Below are 21968 nucleotides of genomic sequence, written 5' to 3'. Positions count from 1 at the left end.
CGCTACACCGGACCCGCCACCACCGACACCGTCTTCGCCAGCGACACGCCCGAGCCGTCGCGGCGCGGGTCCATCTCCGGCAGCTCGGCCGGTGTGCCGTTCTTCTGCGCGGCCCGCGCCGGAGCCGCGCCCGCCCAGGCCAGCGACAGGCAGTCCTCGCCCTTCAGGAACCGCTGGCAGCGCACGCCACCCGTGGCGCGGCCCTTGCGCGGGTACTGGTCGAACGGTGTCAGCTTGGCCGTGGTCTGGACGGAGTCGTCCAGCGTGCCGCGCGAGCCGGCCACGGTGAAGACCACCGCGTCCACCGCGGGGTCGACCGCGGTGAAGGAGATCACCTTCGCGCCGTCCGTGAGCTTGATGCCCGCCATCCCGCCCGCGGCCCTGCCCTGCGGACGGACCTGAGACGCCTGGTAGCGCAGCAACTGGGCGTCGTCGGTGACGAAGACCAGGTCCTCCTCGCCGGTGCGCAGTTCGACCGCGCCGACGATCCGGTCGCCGTCCTTGAGCGTGATGACCTCCAACTCCTCCTTGTTCAGGGGGTAGTCGGGCACCACACGCTTGACGACGCCCTGCTCGGTGCCGAGCGCCAGACCGGGCGACGACTCGTCGAGCGTCGTCAGGCAGATCACTGTCTCGCCCGCCTCCAGGGAGGACAGGAACTCCGAGATCGGCGCGCCCCCGGAGAGGTTGGGCGTCGACGCGGTCTCCGGCAGCTGCGGAAGGTCGATCACGTTCAGCCGGAGCAGCCGGCCCGAGGAGATGACCACCCCGATCTCTCCACGCGCCGTCGCGGGCACCGCGGAGACGATCAGGTCGTGCTTGGTGCGCTTGGCGTCCTCCGCGTCGGCGAAGGGGTCGCCGTTGGCCGTACGGGCGAGCAGGCCGGTCGAGGACAGCAGCACCCGGCACGGGGTGTCCGCCACCTGGAGCGGCACCGTCGTGGCGGGGGAGCCGGCCGACTCCAGGAGCACCGTGCGCCGGTCGGTGCCGAACTTCTTCGCGACCGCGGCCAGTTCGGTGGAGACCAGCTTGCGCAGCTCGGCGTCCGACTCCAGGATCCCGGTCAGCTCGTCGATCTCGCCGTTGAGCCGGTCGCGCTCCGACTCCAGCTCGATGCGGTCGAACTTGGTGAGGCGGCGCAGCGGGGTGTCCAGGATGTACTGCGTCTGGATCTCGGAGAGCGAGAAGCGCTCGATCAGGCGCTCCTTGGCCTGCGCCGAGTTCTCGCTGGACCGGATCAGACGGATGACCTCGTCGATGTCGATCAGCGCGACGAGGAGACCCTCGACCAGGTGGAGCCGGTCGCGCTTCTTGCCGCGGCGGAACTCGCTGCGCCGGCGCACGACCTCGAAACGGTGGTCGAGATAGACCTCGAGGAGCTCCTTGAGGCCCAGGGTGAGGGGCTGGCCGTCCACCAGGGCCACGTTGTTGATGCCGAAGGACTCCTCCATCGGCGTCAGCTTGTAGAGCTGCTCCAGGACCGCTTCCGGCACGAAGCCGTTCTTGATCTCGATGACCAGACGCAGGCCGTGCGCGCGGTCGGTGAGGTCCTTCACGTCGGCGATGCCCTGCAGCTTCTTGGCGCCGACCAGGTCCTTGATCTTGGCGATCACCTTCTCCGGGCCGACGGTGAAGGGCAGTTCGGTGACGACGAGACCCTTGCGGCGCGCCGTCACGTCCTCCACCGACACCGTGGCACGGATCTTGAAGGTGCCGCGGCCCGACTCGTAGGCGTCCCTGATCCCGGACAGGCCGACGATGCGGCCACCGGTGGGCAGGTCGGGGCCCGGCACGTACTTCATCAGCGTGTCCAGGTCGGCGCCCGGGTAGCGGATCAGGTGCCGGGCGGCGGCGACGACCTCGCCGAGGTTGTGCGGCGGCATGTTGGTCGCCATGCCGACGGCGATCCCCGAGGAGCCGTTGACCAGGAGGTTCGGGTACGCGGCGGGGAGGACGCCGGGCTCCTGCTCCTGGCCGTCGTAGTTCGGCGCGAAATCGACCGTGTCCTCGTCGATGGACTCGGTCATCAGTGACGTGGCGTCGGCCATCCGGCACTCGGTGTAACGCATGGCGGCCGGCGGGTCGTCGTTGCCGAGCGAGCCGAAGTTGCCGTGGCCGTCGACCAGCGGCAGGCGCATGGAGAAGGGCTGGGCCAGCCGCACCAGCGCGTCGTAGATCGACGCGTCGCCGTGCGGGTGGAGCTTACCCATGACCTCGCCGACGACGCGGGCGCACTTCACGTAGCCGCGGTCGGGGCGCAACCCCATCTCGTTCATCTGGTAGACGATGCGTCGATGCACGGGCTTGAGGCCGTCACGGGCGTCCGGCAGGGCTCGCGAGTAGATGACCGAGTACGCGTATTCGAGGAAGGAGCCCTGCATCTCGTCCACGACGTCGATGTCGAGGATCTTCTCCTCGTACGAGTCGTCGGGCGGCGGGGTCTTCGTGCTGCGGCGGGCCATCGCTGCTGCGGCTCCTTCACAGTCTCTGCCGGGGCATGAACGGGTTCTGACGCGCACCATTGTGGACCGCCCCACTGACAACGCCGACCGCGACCCGTCCGTAGCGGCTGCGCGGAGCCCCTTCCCGCTCGCTCCCGGCGAGCGGAAGGCCGTCCTCCCGTCGCAGGTGGGTCTCGCTCTCGGCGTACGGGGCGCGGGAACTTCGCCACCTGTCGGCACGCTTGCATACAGTGGCAGGACCGGCAGGAATTCTGCAGTTTCCGCGATCGAAGGGACGTACATGCCCATGGGTCACACGGCCACAGCTGAGACAGGCTCCGGCGGCCTGACAGCGACCGAGCACCGCCTGGCCAACGGCCTGCGCGTGGTGCTCTCCGAGGACCATCTGACCCCGGTCGCGGCGGTGTGCCTCTGGTACGACGTCGGCTCGCGCCACGAGGTCAAGGGCCGTACCGGACTCGCCCACCTCTTCGAGCACCTGATGTTCCAGGGATCGGGCCAGGTCAAGGGCAACGGCCACTTCGAACTGGTGCAGGGCGCGGGCGGTTCGCTCAACGGGACCACCAGCTTCGAGCGCACCAACTACTTCGAGACGATGCCGGCCCACCAGCTGGAGCTCGCGCTCTGGCTGGAGGCGGACCGGATGGGCTCGCTGCTCGCCGCGCTCGACGACGAGTCCATGGAGAACCAGCGGGACGTCGTCAAGAACGAACGCAGGCAGCGCTACGACAACGTGCCCTACGGCACCGCCTTCGAAAAGCTGACCGCGCTCGCCTACCCCGAGGGCCACCCGTACCACCACACCCCGATCGGGTCGATGGCGGACCTGGACGCGGCGACCCTGGAGGACGCCCGCGCCTTCTTCCGCACCTACTACGCGCCCAACAACGCGGTGCTCTCGGTCGTCGGCGACATCGACCCCGAGCAGACGCTCGCCTGGGTCGAGAAGTACTTCGGCTCCATCCCCGGGCACGACGGAAAGCCCGCCCCGCGCGACGGTTCGCTGCCCGAGACCATCGGCGAGCAGCTGCGCGAGGTCGTCGAGGAAGAGGTCCCGGCGCGCGCCCTGATGGCCGCCTACCGGCTCCCCGAGGACGGCACGCGCGCGTCCGACGCGGCCGACCTCGCGCTGACCGTCCTCGGCGGCGGCGAGTCCTCCCGCCTGTACAACCGGCTCGTACGCCGCGACCGCACCGCCGTCGCGGCCGGGTTCGGCCTGCTGCGGCTCGCCGGGGCGCCTTCCCTCGGCTGGCTCGACGTGAAGACGTCCGGCGACGTCGAGGTCCCGGTCATCGAGGCCGCGGTCGACGAGGAGCTCGCCCGGTTCGCCGAGGAGGGCCCCACGGCCGAGGAGATGGAGCGCGCCCAGGCCCAGTTGGAGCGCGAGTGGCTGGACCGGCTCGGCACGGTCGCGGGCCGCGCCGACGAACTGTGCCGGTACGCGGTCCTGTTCGGCGATCCGCTGCTCGCCCTGACGGCCGTGCGGCGCATCCTCGACATCACCGCCGAGGAGGTCCAGGAGGTCGCCAAGGCCCGCCTGCGCCCCGACAACCGCGCGGTGCTCGTCTACGAGCCGATCGCCGACGAAGCCACCGCCGCGGACGAAGCCACCGACGCCGCCGACGACACCGACGAGGAGGCGGCGAAGTGACCGAGCTCGCCACCATGGAGTTCCACCCGCAGCCCCAGGCCGGCCGGCCCAAGCCCTGGGCGTTCCCCGCTCCCGAGCGCGGCACGCTGGACAACGGCCTGACCCTGTTGCACTGCGACCGCCCGGGCCAGCAGGTCGTCGCCGTCGAGGTGCTGCTCGCCGCGCCGCTGGAGGCCGAGCCGGCCGGCTACGACGGCATCGCCACGATCATGGCGCGCGCGTTCTCCGAGGGCACCGACAAGCTCTCCGCCGAGGAGTTCGCCGCCGAGCTGGAGCGCTGCGGTGCCACCCTCGACGCGCACGCCGACCACCCCGGCGTCCGCCTGTCCCTCGAAGTACCCGTCTCGCGCCTGCCCAAGGCGCTCGGACTGCTCGCCGACGCCCTGAGGGCACCGGCGTTCGCCGAGAGCGAGATCGAGCGGCTGGTGCGCAACCGGCTCGACGAGATCCCGCACGAGAGCGCCAACCCGGCCCGCCGCGCGGCGAAGGAGCTCTCCAGGGAGCTGTTCCCGGCGACCTCGCGGATGTCCCGTCCCCGGCAGGGCACCGAGGAGACCGTCCAGAAGATCGACGCGGCGGGCGTGCGCGCCTTCTACGACCGGCACGTACGCCCGGCCACGTCCACCGCGGTGATCGTCGGCGACCTCACCGGCGTGGACCTCGACGGGCTGCTCGCCGAGACGCTCGGCGCCTGGACGGGCTCCTCCGCCGAGCCGCGTCCCGTGCCGCCGGTCACCGCCGACGACACCGGTCGCGTGATCATCGTGGACCGTCCCGGCGCGGTCCAGACGCAGCTGCTGATCGGCCGTGTCGGCTCGGACCGGCACGACCGTGTCTGGCCGGCCCAGGTGCTCGGCACGTACTGCCTCGGCGGCACCCTCACCTCGCGCCTGGACCGCGTGCTGCGCGAGGAGAAGGGCTACACCTACGGGGTGCGGGCCTTCGGTCAGGTGATGCGTTCCGCCCCGGACGGCACGGGCATCGCGATGCTCGCCATCAGCGGCTCCGTGGACACCCCGAACACCGGGCCGGCGCTGGACGACCTCTGGAAGGTGCTGCGCACCCTCGCCGCGGATGGTCTGACGGACGCCGAACGGGACGTCGCCGTGCAGAACCTGGTGGGCGTGGCGCCCCTCAAGTTCGAGACCGCGGCGGCCGTCGCGGGCACGCTCGCCGACCAGGTCGAGCAGTACCTGCCGGACGACTACCAGGCGACGCTCTATCAGCAGCTCGCCGCGACCGGCACCGTGGAGGCCACCGCTGCGGCGGTGAGCGCCTTCCCGGTGGACCGTCTGGTCACGGTCCTGGTGGGCGACGCCGCGCAGATCGAGGAGCCCGTCAAGGCGCTCGGCATCGGTGAAGTGACCGTCGTGGCCGCGGAGTAGAAGCGGAGCGGAAGCCGGGCGGAATGCGCGGCGGAAGACGCGAGCCCAGGGGGCCCGGGTGACCGAAGAGTCGCCCGGGCCCCCTTTTGCCCTGACAACACCCTCAATTTGTCCGTATTGGTAGGGGGGTTGCCTTTCTTCCCTGTGGCATGCACTACAAAAACCGTGATCCGTTTGTTGTTTGAAAGAGGGCCCGCTTAGCGTCGGTCCGGCTGTTCGTCAGGCAGTGCGCCGCGTCCGCGGCACCGGACAGTCATCGCCGAGTCCCCGTACGGCGCGAGCCAGGGGAGCCGGGGACCCGTACGCAGTCCCTGGGGTGAATCGGACCCCCCTCCCCGCGAGGGCGTCCGTAGGAGACCTTCCTGCTCCGAACCCGTCAGCTAACCCGGTAGGCGAGAGGGAAGGAAAGGACCAAGCCCCTTCATGGCGTTCACCTGTGGCCCCGGGAAACACCGTCGTCCGAGCCGCGTGAAGCGCACCACCTCGAACGCCGTCGGCGTCGCGGCGCTCACCACCACCGGTGTCATCGGAACCCTGGCCGCCCCGGCCTTCGCCGCGGACACCTCCGTCGAGCAGACCGGACTGACCCAGGCCGTCACCATCGGCGACACGGTCGCCGCCCAGATCGACGCGCAGGCCGCCGCGCAGCAGCGTGCCGCCGACGAGGCCGCCGCCCGTCTGAAGGCCGAACAGGCCGCGCGCAAGCGAGCCGTCGAGGAGGCCAAGAAGGAGCGCGAGGCCAAGGAGCGCGCCGCCCGCGCCGCCGAGCGCAAGCGTCTCAACACCTTCGTCCTGCCGATCCCCGGCTCGTACGTCTCCACGGGCTACAAGGCCGGCGGCAGCCTCTGGTCCTCCGGCAGCCACACCGGCGTCGACTTCCACGCCGCGTCCGGGACCCCGGTCCACGCGGTCGGCTCGGGCACGGTCGTCACGGCCGGCTGGGGCGGCGCCTACGGCAACCAGGTCGTCCTGCGGATGCACGACGGCACGTACACGATGTACGGCCACCTGTCGTCCATCGGTGTCTCCGTGGGCCAGACCGTCACGCCCGGCGGTCGGCTGGGCCTCTCCGGGGCCACCGGAAACACCACCGGACCCCACCTCCACTTCGAGGCCCGCACCACGGCGGAGTACGGCTCCGACATCGACCCGGTCGCCTACCTCCGCTCGCACGGCGTGAACGTCTGACGCCAGGAGTCCGCACTTCCGAAGCCCCGGTTCACCCGAGCCGGGGCTTCGTCGTTTCGAACGGCTGTCTGTCCAAAAAATATCCATGGATTCCGGTCCGCCATCGGAAATTCCGGCCCGCTGCAATAGAGTCGCCGAACGAGCGTCAATCGACCGCGTTTCGCGGGGATTAAGGCGGAGGTCCGGTCATGCGCATTCCCGCGCACTCGGTATGCACGGCGATCCGTGACGACATCGTCGCGGGTGTCTACGAGCGCGGCGGCCGGCTCACCGAGGAACTGCTCGCGCGCCGCTACGGCGTCTCGCGCGTCCCGGTGCGCGAGGCCCTGCGCACCCTGGAGGCCGAGGGATTCGTCGTCACCCGCCGGCACGCGGGCGCGTGCGTGGCGGAGCCCACCGAGCAGGAGGCCGCGGACCTGCTGGAGATGCGCATGCTGCTGGAGCCGCTGGGGGCGTCCCGGGCCGCCCAGCGGCGCACCGAGGCCCACCTCAAGGTGCTGCGAGGCCTGGTCAGGCTGGGCCAGGAGCGCTCCAGGAGGGGGAACAGCGAGGATCTGCGCTCCCTGGGCGGCTGGTTCCACGAGACGCTCGCACAGGCCTCCGGGAGCCCCGCGCTGACGTCCACGCTGGCCCAGCTGCGGCACAAGATCGCCTGGATGTACGCGGTCGAGGCGCCCGCCGATCCGGTGGAGTCGTGGGCGGAGCACGGCGGCATCGTGGACGCGGTGGCGCGCGGCGACGGCGAGCGGGCCCGGGCCATCACGGCGCTGCACACCGAGCGCGCGACGGCCGCGCACCGGCTGAGGTTTCCCGGCGGGGGAGACCGCCCGGACCGTGTGAGGACTTCGCAACGTCCCGTAAACATGACGGGCCTGCGTCATTAACACAGGGGCCGTATACAAAGAGGGGTAATTCGCGGGGGATTATTTCTGCTGCCCGTAATTCGAAAAAGCGAAGGGCCCGCCCGATGTTTTCAGGCGAGCCCTTCGATATGCGTACGGGGCGATGTCCTTCGGTTGTGAAGTCCTTCGCCGCCGTCAATTCGGAGCCCCGTGAGGGGGGCGCCTCAGACGGTCTCGGGAAGCTCCTCGAGGCCTTCCGCGACCAGCTTGGCCAGTCGGTCGAGGGCGGCGTCCGCGCCCTCGGCCTCCGAGGCGAGGACGATCTCCTCGCCGCCCTGGGCGCCCAGGCCGAGGACCGCCAGCATGGAGGCCGCGTTGACGGGGTTGCCGTCCGCCTTGGCGATCGTCACGGGGATGCCGGAGGCCGTGGCCGCCCGGACGAAGATGGAGGCGGGACGGGCGTGGAGGCCCTCGGCCCAGCCGACGTTGACGCGGCGCTCAGCCATGTGATGCTGCCCTTCAGGGGTTCAGGGTTGTCTAGACCAGTGTTCCATAGAGTGAAGCGCGTCCGAAGCGGGTGTCCTACCTGCCCCGAACCCGGCTTCGGACCCCGGCCTGGATCCGAATCCGCTGCCCCTAGCCTGCCTCGCGCCGCTGTCGGACGCGAGCCGTACTCTGGGGCCCATGCAGACCTCGTCGGACCGGCACGAGTACCCCTCCCACTGGGAGGCCGACGTGGTGCTGCGCGACGGAGGCACGGCCCGCATCAGGCCCATCACCGTCGACGACGCCGAGCGCCTGGTCAGCTTCTACGAGCAGGTCTCGGACGAGTCGAAGTACTACCGCTTCTTCGCGCCGTACCCGCGTCTGTCCGCCAAGGACGTCCACCGCTTCACGCACCACGACTTCGTGGACAGGGTGGGGCTCGCGGCCACGATCGGCGGCGAGTTCATCGCCACCGTACGCTATGACCGCATTGGTGCCGGTGGCCTGCCCGCCTCCGCGCCCGCCGACGAGGCCGAGGTCGCCTTCCTCGTGCAGGACGCCCACCAGGGACGCGGCGTCGCCTCCGCCCTCCTCGAACACATCGCCGCGGTGGCCAGGGAGCGGGACATCCGCCGGTTCGCCGCCGAGGTGCTGCCCGCCAACACCAAGATGATCAAGGTGTTCACGGACGCCGGGTACCAGCAGAAGCGGCACTTCGAGGACGGCGTCGTCCGCCTGGAGTTCGACCTCGAACCCACCGACCGGTCCCTCGCCGTGCAGCGCGCGCGGGAGCAGCGCGCCGAGGCCCGCTCCGTGCAGCGGCTGCTCGCGCCCGGCTCGGTCGCCGTCATCGGCGCGGGCCGTACGGCCGGCGGGGTGGGCCGCAGCGTCCTCGCCCACCTCCGCGAGGCCGGTTTCACGGGCCGGCTGTACGCGGTGAACAAGTCGCTCCAGGACAAGGAGCTCGACGGGGTCCCCGCGCACCGCTCCGTCCGCGACATCGGCGAGCACGTCGACCTCGCGGTCGTCGCCGTGCCCGCGCCGTTCGTACCCGAGGTCGTCGCGGAGTGCGGCGAGCACGGGGTGCAGGGCCTCGTCGTCGTCTCCGCCGGTTACGCCGAGAGCGGCCCCGGCGGGCGCGAGCGTCAGCGCGAACTGGTCCGCCAGGCCCGCACGTACGGCATGCGGATCATCGGCCCCAACACCTTCGGGATCATCAACACCTCTCCCGACGTGCGCCTCAACGCCTCCCTGGCACCGGAGATGCCGCGCCCCGGACGGATAGGCCTGTTCGCCCAGTCCGGCGCGATCGGGATCGCCCTGCTGTCCCGGCTGCACCGGCGCGGCGGCGGCGTCACGGGCGTCACCGGCGTGTCCACGTTCGTCTCCACCGGGAACCGCGCGGACGTGTCCGGCAACGACGTCCTCCAGTACTGGTACGACGACCCGGACACCGACGTCGCCCTCATGTACCTCGAATCCATCGGCAACCCGCGCAAGTTCACCCGGCTGGCGCGGCGGACGGCGGCGGCGAAGCCGCTGGTCGTGGTGCAGGGTGCCCGGCACGCCGCGGCTCCCCAGGGGCACGCGGTACGGGCCACCCGACTGCCGCACGCCACCGTCTCCGCGCTGCTGGCGCAGGCCGGGGTGATCCGGGTCGACACGATCACCGAGCTGGTCGACGCGGGCCTGCTGCTCGCACGCCAGCCGCTCCCACCCGGCCCCCGGGTGGCGATCCTCGGGAACTCCGAGTCACTGGGACTGCTGACCTTCGACGCGTGCCTCGCGGAGGGCCTGCGGCCGCTGCCGCCGCTGGACCTGACCACGGAGGCCTCGGCGGAGGACTTCCACCGGGCGCTGGAACGGGCACTGGCCGACGACAGGTGCGACGCCGTCGTGGTGACGGCCATCCCCGCGGTGGGGGAGACCTCCGTGCAGGACGCGGCCCTGGCCGAGGCGCTGCGCTCGGCCTCGGCGTCGGCCCCGGCGAAGCCGGTGCTGGTGGCGCACGTCGAGCTCGGCGGGCTCGCCGAGGCGCTGTCCGCCGCCGCGAGTACGGCCCCGCAGACCGGCGCCGGGGCCGGCGGCACCGCGGACGCCGCCGGGCCCGGCGCGCACTCCGCCCCCGTCGGGCGGCACGACCCGGAGCGGCCGTCCGCCGGGACCGGAGCACCCGACGAGACACGTCTCATCCCCGCCTACCCCGCCGCGGAGCGCGCCGTCCGCGCGCTCGCCGAAGCCGTGAAGTACGCCCAGTGGCGACGGGAGGCGGCCGAGCCCGGCAAGGTGCCCGAGTACGAGGACATCGACGAGAAGGGCGCCGCCGAGCAGATCGACGCGCTGCTCTCCCGGGGCACCGGGCTGACGCTGGGGGCCGAGGACACCTGCGCCCTGCTCGGTCGGTACGGCGTCGACGTACGCCGGGCCCTGCCCGCACCGACGCCCGGCGAGGCCGCCGCGGCCGCGCGCACCCTGGGCTACCCCGTGGCCCTCAAGACCACCGCCCCGCACCTGCGGCACCGCGCGGACCTCGGCGGAGTACGCCTGGACCTGGCGGACGAGGAGCAACTGCGCAGGGCCTACGCGGAGTTGACCGAGCTCTTCGGGGCGCCCGAGGAGCTGCGGCCGGTCGTCCAGGGCATGGCGCCGCGCGGGGTGGACACGGTCGTACGGGCCGTCATCGACCCCGCGGCCGGCGCGGTGCTCTCGTTCGGCCTGGCCGGAGCCGCCTCGGAACTGCTGGGGGACACCGCGCACCGCTTGATCCCGGTCACCGACCGGGACGCGAGCTCGCTGGTCCGGTCGATCCGGACGGCGCCGCTCCTGTTCGGCTGGCGCGGCTCGGCACCGGTCGACACCGCGGCCCTCGAAGAGGTCATGCTGAGGGTGTCGCGCCTGGTTGACGACCATCCGGAGGTCGTCGGAGTGTCCCTGGAGCCCGTGGTGGTGGCCCCGCACGGTCTGAGCGTGCTCGGCGCCACCGTGCGGCTGGCCCGCGCCCCCCTCCGTGACGATCTCGGCCCCCGGACGCTGCCCGTCGTCTGAGCGGCGGCCCCGCGACGCACCGGCGCCGTCCCGCGTTCGTTCTGATCCGTCCACGACCTGATCCGTCCACGACGGAGACCCGCGAGCGGTGCCTCGCAGTCAGTGGGCCCCCGTAGGATGGACGTCATGGCCAAGACCAGTACGACGACCCAGGGGCTGCGAGCGGCGATCGAGCGCAGCGGCTACTACCCGGCCCTCGTGGCCGAGGCGGTGGAGGCCGCGATCGGCGGCGAGGCCATCCGGTCGTACCTGGTCCACCAGGAGACGACGTTCGACGCCAACGAGGTGCGCCGGCACGTCACCGTGCTCGTCCTGACCGGCAACCGCTTCATCGTGAGCCACACCGACGAGCAGAACGCGGACACGACCTCCCCGACGCCGTACGCCACCACGTCGACGGAGTCCGTGAAGCTCGGCCGGATCTCGTCGGTCGTGGTCAGCCGTGTCGTCGCCAACCCCGAGTCGTACGCGCCGGGCACGCTGCCCCGCGAGGTCGTCCTGACCATCGGCTGGGGCGCGGTCGCCCGTATCGACCTGGAGCCCGCGGCCTGCGGCGACCCCAACTGCGAGGCGGACCACGGCTACACCGGCAATTCGACGGCCGACGACCTGAGCCTGCGCGTCAGCGAGGCGGGGGACGGCCCGGAGACGGTCCGCCAGGCCCTGGCCTTCGCGCAGTCCCTCTCCGAGGCGACCGCGGACCCCACGCGCTGATGGCCCTGTCGACCTGGGATCACCCGGAACCCCTGGCCATCGGGTCCGCGCCCGTCCCCGAGTACGGCGCGGGCTCGCTCGCGGACCTGCTGCCCACGCTCGCCGCGGGCATGTCGGTGCCCGGCATGACCGCCGCCATACCGGAGCTGACCGGCGCCGACCGCAACTGCGTCTTCCTGATCGACGGTCTCGGCTGGGAGCAGCTGAAGGCGCACCCCGACGAGGCCCCCTTCATGGCGTCGCTCCTGGCGTCCTCCCGGGGCGGCACCGGACGGCCGATCACCGCCGGCTACCCGGCGACCACCGCGACCTCCCTCGCCTCCGTCGGCACGGGCCTGCCGCCCGGCGCGCACGGCCTGCCCGGGTACACCGTGCGCAACCCCGGGACCGGCGAGCTGATGAACCAGCTCCGCTGGACCCCGTGGACGCAGCCGCACACCTGGCAGCCGTACCCCACGGTCTTCGAGCTGGCCGACGCGGCCGGAGTGCACACCGCCCAGGTCTCGTCCCCCACCTTCCAGAACACCCCGCTCACCAAGGTCGCGCTGAGCGGCGGCACCTTCCACGGCCGGCTGACCGGCGAGGACCGCATGGACTTCGCGGCCGCGCAACTCGCCGCGGGCGACCGCTCGCTCGTCTACACGTACTACGCCGAGGTGGACGGCAAGGGCCACCGGTTCGGCGTCGACTCGGACCCCTGGCGCGGCCAGCTGATGTACGTCGACCGGCTGGTCCAGCGCCTCGCCGAGCAGCTGCCGCCACGCGCCGCGCTGTACGTTACCGCGGACCACGGCATGATCGACATCCCGTTCGACGAGCAGCACCGCATCGACTTCGACGAGGACTGGGAGCTGCGTGCCGGGGTCGCCCTGCTCGGCGGCGAGGGCCGGGCCCGGCACGTGTACGCGGTGCCGGGCGCCGAGGCGGACGTCCTGACCTGCTGGCGGGAGGTGCTCGGCGAGCAGTTCTGGGTGGCCTCGCGCGACGAGGCGATCGCGGCGGGCTGGTTCGGACCCCATGTCGACGAACGGGTGTACGCCCGTATCGGCGATGTCGTCGCGGCGGCCCGGGACGACGTCCTGATCATCGCGACCGAGCGGGAGCCGAAGGAGTCCGCGATGGTCGGCAACCACGGTTCCATGACACCGGCGGAACAGCACGTCCCGCTCCTGGAAGTACGTTCCTGACCCTCTCCGTCCGCTCCCCTTCTCGCCGAAAGGTGCTCAACTCCCCATGCCCGAGCTGGTGTTCTTCTCCGGAACGATGGACTGCGGGAAGTCGACGCTGGCTCTGCAGATCGAGCACAACCGTTCGGCCCGGGGCCTTCAGGGCATGATCTTCACGCGCGACGACCGCGCGGGCGAGGGCAAGCTCTCCTCACGCCTGGGCCTGGTCACGGACGCGGTGGAGGTCGCCGACGACCAGGACCTGTACGCGTACCTCGTCGAACACCTCTCGCAGGGCGGCCGCGCGGACTACGTGATCGCCGACGAGGCCCAGTTCCTGGCCCCCGGGCAGATCGACCAACTGGCCCGGGTGGTCGACGAACTGGACATCGACGTCTTCGCGTTCGGCATCACCACCGACTTCCGCTCCAAGCTCTTCCCCGGCTCGCAGCGCCTGGTCGAGCTGGCCGACCGGGTGGAGGTCCTCCAGGTCGAGGCCCTGTGCTGGTGCGGCGCCCGCGCCACCCACAACGCCCGCACGATAGGCGGCGAAATGGTCGTCGAGGGCGCCCAGGTGGTCGTCGGCGACGTCAACCAGGCGGAGGACGTCGGCTACGAGGTCCTGTGCCGTCGCCACCACCGCCGCCGGATGACGGCGGCAACGGCCCGCGCGGGCGCCCTCTCCCCGGACGTGCTCCCGATCGCCTCCGTCTGACTGCGCCAGGATCGCTTCCGCGGACCCTTCGCCGGAGCGCCCGGCCGTCCGGCCGCCCGATGGACGGTCCGCTCCGGCGGGCCCGTCAGCGGTCGGTGTGGATGACCGAGAACACCGCGCCCTCCGGATCCGCCACCGTGGCCACGCGCCCGTAGGCCGAGTCGTGGGCGGCCCTGAGGACGTGCCCGCCGAGCTCGGCGACCTGGGCGGTGGCGGCGTCGACGTCCGTGACCTCGAAGTACGTCAGCCAGTGCGGGCCGCGATCGCGGGGCAGGCCGTGACCGACGCCGTGGATGCCCGCGACCGCGCGGCCTCCCGACTGGAGGGTGACGTAGTCGAAGTCGGCCGAGACGACGGGCTCCACCTCGTGCCCGAAGACCCCCTGGTAGAACTTGACGACACTCTCGGTGTCGCGGGTCACCAGCTCGATCCACGCAGGTGTGCCGTGCACCCCGATGATCCCGGTGCCCAGATGGGCCGCCGCCTGCCAGATCCCGAAGACGGCGCCGGTCGGGTCCAGACCGATCGCCAGCCGCCCGGCATCGCCCGCGTCGAGCGGACCCACACCCACGGTGCCACCGCAGTGCCGTACCGATTCGGCAGTCTGGTTCACGTCGTCCGAGGCGAAGTACGGCGTCCAGGCGATCGACAGATGCTGGTCGGGCGGCATCTGGCCGATGCCCGCCACCTCGTGACCGTCCAACAGGGCCCGCGCGGAGGGGCCGAGCTGCCGCGGGAGCTGCTGCGGGCCCGGTTCGAACTCCCAGCCGAACAGCTCTCCGTAGAACTCCTGGGTCGTGTCCATTGCGTGCACCATCAGGCTCACCCAGCAGGGAACGCCGGGCGCGTGCCGAGTGTGCGTTGTGCCGTTCAGGCCGGCCGGCCCCCGTGCCTCGGTCATCGTCACTCTCTCCTCGGCCACTCGCGGTGGCCGTTCACCTTCCGCCTACCAACACGCGTACCGCAGCCGCGCGCGTGCACGCCCCGTGTCGATGCTCGCACTACCCGTCACCCTGCGCGCCCTGGCCGCACCGTCATGTCGCGGTCCACTGCCGGAGGATGCCCGATGTGCCGTTTCCCGTCCGTTTCCGCACCATTGCCGCAGGGTGTCCATCGGCTGTACAGCACGTGCCCGATCCCGTACGCCTCGTGATCGGACCTGTCCGGCCGAGCAGAGTAGCCGGAGCTGGACGCCGGGGCCACCCCGTGCGCGAGGATGGTGGCCATGAACGCCATCATCTCCGCCTCCGAACTCGCGAGCGATCTGGCGGGGCCGAACCCGCCGGTCGTGCTCGACATCCGCTGGCAGCTCTCCCTGGCCAAGGCCGACGGGGCCGCGCCCTTCGACGGCCGGGCCGCCTACGAGGCAGGCCACATCCCTGGTGCGGTCTACGTCGATCTGGACACCGAATTGGCCGGAAAGGCGGGTGACGCCGGCCGTCATCCGTTGCCGGATCCCGAGGTCTTCGGCGCGGCGATGCGGGCCGCCGGCGTGTCCGAGGACCGCGACGTCGTCGTGTACGACGGCGGTGTCGGATGGGCCGCGGCGCGCGCCTGGTGGCTGCTGGGCTGGACGGGTCACCCGTCGGTGCGGGTGCTGGACGGCGGCCTGGCCGCGTGGGGCGGGCCGTTGTCCACCGAGGTCCCCTCGCCCGCCGCCGGACGCTTCGTCCCGGTGCCGGGGGCCCGTTCGTTGCTGGACGCGGACGGAGCCGCCGCGCTCGCCCGCACGGGGCTGCTGCTCGACGCGAGGGCGGGCGAGCGCTACCGGGGCGAGGTGGAGCCGATCGACCCCGTCGGCGGTCACATCCCGGGCGCGGTGTCCGCGCCGACCACGGAGAACGTCACGGCGAGCGGGGAGTTCAGGCCCGTCGCCGAGCTGGCCGATCGCTTCAAGTCCCTTGGGGCGACCGGGACTTCGGAGGTCGGTGTCTACTGCGGCTCGGGCGTCTCGGCCGCTCATCAGGTGCTGGCGCTCGCCGTCGCGGGCATTCCGGCCGCTCTGTACGTGGGTTCGTGGTCGGAGTGGTCCCGGGACGGGAACCGTCCGGTCGCCGTCGGGCCCGACCCCCAGTGACGACGACGGGGCCCGCACCGATCCGGACGCTGATCCGGTGTGGGCCCCGTCGCTCGTACGAGTGACCGGCCGAGCGGCCGGTGGTGACGTTCCGGCCGCGTCCGGACTCCCGTCCCGCCGCTTCAAGCCGGCTTCTTCATTCAGTCCTGCTTCTTGCGCCGGGTGCCGAAGACGATCTCGTCCCAGCTCGGTACCGCCGCTCTGCGGCCGGGGCGGACGCCGTCGGCCTCGGCCTGACGGTCGGTCGCGCCGACCAGGCGGTCGCGGTGGCTGCCGACCGAGCGGGGCATCAGGACGTCCGCGTAGGCGGAACCGGCGCCGGCCGAGGCGGCGGGAGCCGGGGGCTCCTCCGTCTCGGGCTCCGGGGCGGGCTCCTCCGCGGGCGGGAGTTCCGTGGTGGAGGGCCGCTCGGGCACCACCATGTCGCCCCGGAAGCTGGGCACCGCCTCCAGGAGGCTGGTGAGCGAGTCGCGGTCGCCCGCGCCCTCGTCGACCGGCTCGGACGGCGGCAGACTCGGCCGCTCCATCTGCCGGTCCAGGGCACGGTCGAGCGGACGGTCCCGGGGGAGCCGCGCGATGCGCGGCACGAACGGGAAGCTCGGCTCGGGCGCCGCGAGGTCGTCGGACTCGCCGATCAGCGAACGCGCCTCGTCGTCGACGGCCTGGACGAGCCGCCGGGGCGGGTCGTACGTCCAGCTCGCCGAGTGGGGCTCGCCCGCGACCAGGTAGACCAGCAGGACTTCCCAAGTGCCGTCGTCGCGACGCCACGAGTCCCACTGGACGGTGTCCTTCTCGGCGCCCCGGATCAGCAGCCGCTCCTGGACCGCCTCACCGAGCTGGGGTCCGGCGTTCTCGCCGGGGCGGCGGACGGGGGTCTTACGGGCACGTTCGGCCATGAAGGCGCGCTCGGCGAGCACGGGGCCCTCGAAACGGCGCACCCTGTCGACGGGGATTCCGGCGAGCTGGGCGACTTCCTCCGCGGAGGCACCGGCTCGTATCCGCGCCTGGATGTCGCGGGGGCGGAGATGGCTCTCCACCTCGATCTCGATCTGGCCGAGGCGGGGACGGTCGCCGCGGACGGCGGCGCGCAGACGCTCGTCGATCGGAAGCGTGTACTCCGTGCTGTCCGCAGCCTTCAGCACCAGCCGTGTGCCGTCGTTAGAGACGGCCACGACACGCAGTTCCGGCATGGGGACCTCCCGGGTGGTGCCTGCCGACGTCACGTGCGTCGCTGCTTCCGCTAGTCGAGTGTGGCCTGCCCGGGTGCAGCCTGCCACAACCTTGCCGAGTTGCCCGGCGTGTCGGGCACGGGCCCGGGGTCGCCGTTATGGCACGGTTACCTATTTGCAACGCTAAGTGACGAACTCCATCACCCTGTGCAACGAGCCCCCTCCCGGCGGTCCTGTCAGGCCCCGGACACCCTGGCGGGAGTCCGGACCCAGGGCTCGCAAGAGTACTCCATTCGGGCCATGTGCGTGGATCGGCACGCCGCCCAACTTCTAGTGGGGGGTGGTAGTTGGCCGCCCGATGCGCCGTTTTCGTGACCATGAAACGTGGCGTACTTCACGTAACCGGCAGAAACGGAACTAAAGGTTTCCTTCAGCCGTCCTTTCTCGTGCAGTAGGTCGACCAAGTACGGGAAAGGTAGGCAAGGTCCGGGTATGCGTGGAGTGCCGGGTTCCGGAGAAGATCCGAGTGCCGCAGCGGGGGCCGGGAGGAAACGGCTGGATCTGAGCCTTCCGCAAGTGGCGGGCAGCGCGGTGGCAGCCGTGGTGGCCGCGAAGCTCGCCTCGTACTTCGGTGTCTACGGGACGATCCTGGGCGCGGGCCTGGTCAGCATCGTCGCCACCTGCGGGGGAACCGTCTTCCAGCACTTCTTCAAGCGCACCGGCGAGCAGATACGCGACGTGGGCGTCCAGGGGAGACCGGTGCGGCCCGGCGTCCGGCCGGCACCGGCAGCGGTACCAGTACCGGGGGAGTTCACCTCGGCCGGTCCGGCGGAGTTCGGCGAGGGGACGGTCTACCGTGCCCGGGTCAGGAGCTGGAAGCGGCCGTTGGTCGCCGCGGCGCTGGTCTTCGGCGTCACCATGGCGGGCGTGACCACGTACGAGATGGCCTCGGGGCAGAGCTTCAGCGGGGACGGGAAGAGCACCACCGTCGGTGACGCCTTCACGGGAAGCGGCTCCGGCAACGGCCCGTCCGGCAGGGGCCGGGACTCCGCACCGGAGTCCGGCACTCCCGGTACGACACCCCCGACAGGTTCCTCGCGGCAGCCCTCGAACCCCGGTTCGGGTGACGGCTCCGGCGCGACGGGCGGCGAGGGCGGGGTGACGACTCCCACACCGACGCCGAGTTCCAGCGCCGACCCGGTGACGCCGGACGGGACCCCGACGCCGAGCGCGTCTACGAGCCCAGCACCCGACGCAGGTAGTCATTCCCGAAGCGCCGATCCGGATCCAGCCGATCCCGCAACGCCGTGAACTCGCCGAAGCGCGGGTACACCCCGGAGAAGTACTCCGCGTCCCGCGTGTGCACCTTGCCCCAGTGCGGACGGCCTTCGTGCGCCGTGAAGATCCGCTCGGCCGCGGTGAAGTACGCCTGATAGGGCGTGCCCCGGAACATGTGTACGGCGATGTAGGCGCTCTCCCGGCCGGACGCGGTGGACAGTGTGATGTCGTCCGCGGGGGCGGTGCGCACCTCGACGGGGAAGCTGACCCGCAGGGGGGAGCGGTCCACCATCGCCTTCAGCTCGCGCAGCGTGTCCACGAGGGCCTCACGCGCGACCGCGTACTCCATCTCCACGAAGCGCACCCGGCGCGGGGAGGTGAAGACCTTGTAGGGGATGTCGGTGTAGGTCCGCGCGGAGAGCGCGCGACTGGAGATCCTCGCGATCGCCGGGATGGTGGCGGGTGCGGCCCGGCCGAGCAGATTGGCCACCTGGAAGACGCCGTTGGAGAGGAACTCGTCCTCGATCCAGCCGCCGAGCCGCCCGACGGGCCGCTCGGGACCGGCGCTGCGGTTGTTGCGCTTGGTGTTGCAGTTGCCGGTGTGCGGGAACCAGTAGAACTCGAAGTGCTCGTTCTCGGCGAACAGTTCGTCGAAGTCGGCGGTGACCCGGTCGAAGGTCATCGGCTCCTCGCGGGCCGTGAGCAGGAACAGGGGTTCCACGGAGAGGGTGATCGCCGTGACGACCCCCAGGGCGCCTATGCCGACCCGGGCGGCGGCGAAGACCTCGGGGTTCTCCTTCTCGGAGCAGGTCAGCACCGAGCCGTCCGCGGTGACCAGCTCAAGGCCCTTGATCTGGGCGGCGATCGAGGCCGAGTCGCGCCCCGTGCCGTGCGTTCCGGTGCTGGTCGCCCCCGACACCGTCTGCTCCATGATGTCGCCCATGTTCGTGAGCGACAGTCCCTCGCGCGCGAGTGCCACGTTGAGACGCTTGAGCGGGGTGCCCGCCTCGACGGTGACGGTGCCGGCCTCGCGGTCGAGGGCGCGGATGCCGGTCAGCAGCTGAGGGCGGATCAGCACGCCGTCGGTCGCGGCGGCGGCGGTGAAGGAGTGCCCGGTGCCCACGGCCTTCACCTTCAGGCCCTCGTCCGCGGCTGCGCGTACGGCGGCGGAGAGCTCTTCGACCGAGGCGGGGGTGACCTCCCGTACGGGACGGGCGGTGACGTTCCCCGCCCAGTTACGCCACGTGCCGCTCTTCCCGCTCACTGTGGTGCTCATGGGTCCCCTCCCGCTGCGGAACCGGCCTGTTCAGCCGGCGATACCCGAGGAAACCGACCGTCACCGCGACAGCCCCGGACACCGCCGGAACCCCGTACCCGGCCTTCGCACCGGCGGCGTCGATCACCCAGCCGGCCACGGAGGAGCCGAGCGCGACCCCGACCGCGAGTCCGGTGCTCACCCAGGTCATGCCCTCGGTCAGTTTCGCGCGTGGTACGTGCTGTTCGATGAGGGACATCGTCGTGATCATGGTGGGAGCGATGGACAGTCCCGCAACGAACAGCGCCACGGCCAGGAACGGCAAGTTTCCGACCAGTAGGAGGGGGATCATACTCACGGCCATCGCGCATATGCCCAGCAGCCACCGGGCTTCGGGCGACCCCTTGAACTGCAACAGCCCGAACACGGCCCCCGCCAGGCAGGAGCCGGCCGCGTACAGCGCCAGGACGACGCTCGCGGCACCCTTGTGCCCCTGTTCCTCGGCGAAGGCCACGGTGACCACGTCGACGGCTCCGAAGATCGCCCCGGTCGCGACGAAGGTGGCCACCAGGACCTGGAGTCCGGCCGAGCTCAGCGCCGAGCCGCGGCTGTGCTGCTCGCGCGGATGCGGCACGGGTTCGGTGGCCCGCTGGGCCGTCAGCCAGAAGACACCGGCCGCCAGGAAGCAGGCCGCGAGCAGCGGGCCGGCCTCGGGGAACCACACCGTGGACAGACCGATCGAGAGGATCGGCCCGAAGATGAAGCAGACCTCGTCGACCACGGACTCGAAGGAGTACGCGGTGTGCAGCTGCGGGGTGTCCCGGTAGAGGGCGGCCCAGCGGGCCCGGATCATCGCGCCGATGCTGGGCACGCAGCCGATCCCGGCCGCGCAGAGGAACAGCACCCAGTCCGGCCACTCGAAGTGCGCGGCGAGCAGCAGCCCGGCGGACGCGGTGAGCGCGAACAGGGTGACGGGGCGCAGCACCCGGCGCTGCCCGTACCGGTCCACCATCCGGGAGACCTGCGGACCCAGCGCCGCGGCCGCCAGCGCCATGGTCGCCGACAGCGCGCCGGCGAGTCCGTAGCGCCCGGTGAGCTGCGAGATCATCGTCACCACGCCGATGCCCATCATCGACAGCGGCATCCGGCCGAGGAAGCCCGCGGTGGAGAAGCCCTTGGAGCCGGGGGCGGCGAACAGGGCGCTGTACGGGCTGGGCACAGGTGTCTCCGGTGGGCTCGGCCCGGCCACCCGGTCACCACGGGCGTCCGGACTCCGGTAAGGCGTGAAGGTAGCCGATACAGCTTACGGGTTAGGTGACCCTAATGCACTCCTCAGGTCCGCCCCGCCCGTGGCCGATGTCCCGCCGTCAGCTGCGGATGGCAGGATCGGACGCATGCCAGATGCGCTCGATGCCCACCCCTACGACGCCCTGCTCCTGCTCTCGTTCGGCGGCCCGGAAGGCCCGGACGACGTGGTTCCGTTCCTGGAGAACGTGACGCGCGGGCGAGGCATCCCCAAGGAACGGCTCAAGGAAGTGGGCCGGCACTACTTCCTGTTCGGCGGGGTCAGCCCCATCAACGACCAGAACCGTGCCCTGCTCGACGCCCTCCGCAAGGACTTCGCGGAGCACGCCCTGGACCTTCCCGTGTACTGGGGCAACCGCAACTGGGCGCCCTACCTGACCGACACCCTGCGGGAGATGGTCGCCGACGGCCGCCGCCGTGTCCTCGTCCTCGCCACCAGCGCCTACGCCTCGTACTCGGGCTGCCGCCAGTACCGCGAGAACCTCGCCGAGTCCCTGGCCGCGCTGGAGGCCGAGGGCCTGGAGCCGCCCCGGGTGGACAAACTGCGGCACTACTTCAACCACCCGGGGTTCGTGCGCCCCATGGTCGACGGCGTCCTGAAGTCCCTCGCCGACCTGCCCGAGGACGTACGGCGGGGGGCGCACCTCGCCTTCACGACCCACTCGATCCCGGACGCGGCGGCCGACACCTCCGGCCCCGTCGAGGACCACGGCGACGGCGGCGCCTACGTCGCGCAGCACCTGGACGTGGCACGGCTGATCGCCGACGCCGTGCGCGAGGAGACCGGGACCGAACACCCCTGGCGGCTCGTCTACCAGTCGCGCTCCGGGGCCCCGCACATCCCCTGGCTGGAGCCCGACATCTGCGACCACCTGGAGGAGCTGCACGGCGCCGGGGTCCCGGCCGTCGTGATGGCCCCCATCGGGTTCGTCTCGGACCACATGGAGGTGCTCTACGACCTCGACACGGAGGCCACGGCCAAGGCGGCGGAGCTCGGGCTGCCGGTGCGCCGCTCGGCGACCGTCGGTGCCGACCCCCGGTTCGCCGCGGCGGTCCGCGACCTCGTCCTGGAACGCGCCGCGACCGAGAGCGGGCGGCGGCCGGCCCCCTGCGTCCTCGGCACCCTCGGTCCGAGCCGGGACCTGTGCCCGGTGGGCTGCTGCCCGGCCCGCGCCCCCAAGCCCGCCGCCGCGGGCGCCGACAGCCCGTACGCCTAGGGGTGTCGTTGTC

General features: G+C 71.7%; 17 protein-coding genes and 1 riboswitch. Of the genes, 11 read left to right on the top strand and 6 right to left on the bottom strand.

What is annotated here, in order from left to right:
- Window positions 1–2 precede the first annotated feature (2 nt).
- A complete protein-coding gene (locus OG199_RS12820; RefSeq protein ID WP_401801497.1) occupies window positions 3–2462 on the bottom strand; it encodes a DNA topoisomerase (ATP-hydrolyzing) subunit A in 2460 nt (819 codons plus the stop codon).
- A 286-nt stretch (window positions 2463–2748) separates the two neighbouring features.
- Here OG199_RS12820 and OG199_RS12815 point away from each other — a divergent pair, with 286 nt between their 5' ends.
- The 4 genes from OG199_RS12815 to OG199_RS12800 all read left to right on the top strand — a co-directional run bounded on the left by OG199_RS12815 (window position 2749) and on the right by OG199_RS12800 (window position 7570).
- The gene (locus tag OG199_RS12815; RefSeq protein WP_405834515.1) at window positions 2749–4113 is read left to right on the top strand and encodes a M16 family metallopeptidase; all 1365 of its coding nucleotides are present in this window, start codon (window positions 2749–2751) and stop codon (window positions 4111–4113) included.
- Window positions 4110–5498: a M16 family metallopeptidase gene (locus tag OG199_RS12810; protein WP_405829572.1), complete on the top strand. Its 1389-nt coding sequence runs from the start codon at window positions 4110–4112 to the stop codon at window positions 5496–5498. Before OG199_RS12815 ends, OG199_RS12810 begins: the two co-directional genes overlap by 4 nt.
- Window positions 5499–5745: 247 nt before the next feature.
- Window positions 5746–5908, top strand: a riboswitch (cyclic di-AMP (ydaO/yuaA leader).
- A gap of 13 nt (window positions 5909–5921) precedes the next feature.
- On the top strand, window positions 5922–6686 hold the full coding sequence (locus OG199_RS12805) for a M23 family metallopeptidase (protein WP_405829570.1): 765 nt from the start codon (window positions 5922–5924) through the stop codon (window positions 6684–6686).
- 188 nt (window positions 6687–6874) lie between these two features.
- Window positions 6875–7570 carry a GntR family transcriptional regulator gene (locus tag OG199_RS12800; RefSeq protein WP_356800257.1) on the top strand — a complete coding sequence of 232 codons (696 nt, stop codon included), beginning with the start codon at window positions 6875–6877 and terminating at the stop codon, window positions 7568–7570.
- A 182-nt stretch (window positions 7571–7752) separates the two neighbouring features.
- Here OG199_RS12800 and OG199_RS12795 read toward each other — a convergent pair whose 3' ends face one another.
- Window positions 7753–8034: an HPr family phosphocarrier protein gene (locus OG199_RS12795; protein WP_148010890.1), complete on the bottom strand. Its 282-nt coding sequence runs from the start codon at window positions 8032–8034 to the stop codon at window positions 7753–7755.
- Window positions 8035–8212: 178 nt separating this feature from the next.
- Between OG199_RS12795 and OG199_RS12790 the strand changes: the two genes are divergently transcribed.
- The 4 genes from OG199_RS12790 (at window position 8213) to OG199_RS12775 (ending at window position 13654) form a co-directional block, all read left to right on the top strand.
- Window positions 8213–11059 (top strand): GNAT family N-acetyltransferase, encoded by a 2847-nt coding sequence (locus OG199_RS12790; RefSeq protein WP_405829567.1) that lies wholly within the window; start codon window positions 8213–8215, stop codon window positions 11057–11059.
- Between the two features lie 126 nt (window positions 11060–11185).
- Complete coding sequence (locus OG199_RS12785; RefSeq protein WP_148010892.1) at window positions 11186–11773, top strand: DUF5998 family protein; 588 nt, start codon at window positions 11186–11188, stop codon at window positions 11771–11773.
- Window positions 11773–12960, top strand: a complete 1188-nt coding sequence (locus OG199_RS12780) for an alkaline phosphatase family protein (protein ID WP_405829565.1) — start codon at window positions 11773–11775, stop codon at window positions 12958–12960. Before OG199_RS12785 ends, OG199_RS12780 begins: the two co-directional genes overlap by 1 nt.
- Window positions 12961–13006: 46 nt before the next feature.
- Window positions 13007–13654, top strand: coding sequence for a thymidine kinase (locus OG199_RS12775; RefSeq protein WP_405829563.1), 648 nt, complete (start codon window positions 13007–13009; stop codon window positions 13652–13654).
- Window positions 13655–13739: 85 nt separating this feature from the next.
- On the opposite strand, the gene OG199_RS12770 is transcribed toward OG199_RS12775, so the two are convergent.
- Window positions 13740–14555: a VOC family protein gene (locus OG199_RS12770; RefSeq protein ID WP_356800260.1), complete on the bottom strand. Its 816-nt coding sequence runs from the start codon at window positions 14553–14555 to the stop codon at window positions 13740–13742.
- Window positions 14556–14879: 324 nt separating this feature from the next.
- On the opposite strand from OG199_RS12770, the gene OG199_RS12765 reads away from it, so the two are divergent.
- Entirely contained in the window at window positions 14880–15731 is an 852-nt protein-coding gene (locus tag OG199_RS12765) for a sulfurtransferase (protein ID WP_356800261.1), read from the top strand.
- Window positions 15732–15871: 140 nt separating this feature from the next.
- Here OG199_RS12765 and sepH read toward each other — a convergent pair whose 3' ends face one another.
- Entirely contained in the window at window positions 15872–16954 is a 1083-nt protein-coding gene (gene sepH / locus OG199_RS12760) for a septation protein SepH (protein ID WP_329290992.1), read from the bottom strand.
- Window positions 16955–17476: 522 nt separating this feature from the next.
- On the opposite strand from sepH, the gene OG199_RS12755 reads away from it, so the two are divergent.
- Window positions 17477–18211: a hypothetical protein gene (locus OG199_RS12755; RefSeq protein ID WP_405829560.1), complete on the top strand. Its 735-nt coding sequence runs from the start codon at window positions 17477–17479 to the stop codon at window positions 18209–18211.
- On the opposite strand, the gene OG199_RS12750 is transcribed toward OG199_RS12755, so the two are convergent.
- Together OG199_RS12750 and OG199_RS12745 are read right to left on the bottom strand one after the other, a co-directional pair.
- A complete protein-coding gene (locus tag OG199_RS12750; RefSeq protein ID WP_356800263.1) occupies window positions 18135–19454 on the bottom strand; it encodes a D-arabinono-1,4-lactone oxidase in 1320 nt (439 codons plus the stop codon). The genes OG199_RS12755 and OG199_RS12750 overlap by 77 nt on opposite strands.
- Entirely contained in the window at window positions 19414–20652 is a 1239-nt protein-coding gene (locus OG199_RS12745) for an MFS transporter (protein ID WP_356800264.1), read from the bottom strand. The genes OG199_RS12750 and OG199_RS12745 overlap by 41 nt, the downstream gene beginning before the upstream one ends.
- 175 nt (window positions 20653–20827) lie before the next feature.
- Between OG199_RS12745 and OG199_RS12740 the strand changes: the two genes are divergently transcribed.
- Window positions 20828–21955 (top strand): ferrochelatase, encoded by a 1128-nt coding sequence (locus tag OG199_RS12740; protein ID WP_401801473.1) that lies wholly within the window; start codon window positions 20828–20830, stop codon window positions 21953–21955.
- Window positions 21956–21968 lie beyond the last annotated feature (13 nt).

This window comes from Streptomyces sp. NBC_01176 (assembly GCF_045039825.1).
Taxonomy (GTDB): domain Bacteria; phylum Actinomycetota; class Actinomycetes; order Streptomycetales; family Streptomycetaceae; genus Streptomyces.
The sequence above is the reverse complement of the archived record's forward strand: the minus strand, read 5'-3'. Positions and strand labels throughout refer to the sequence as shown.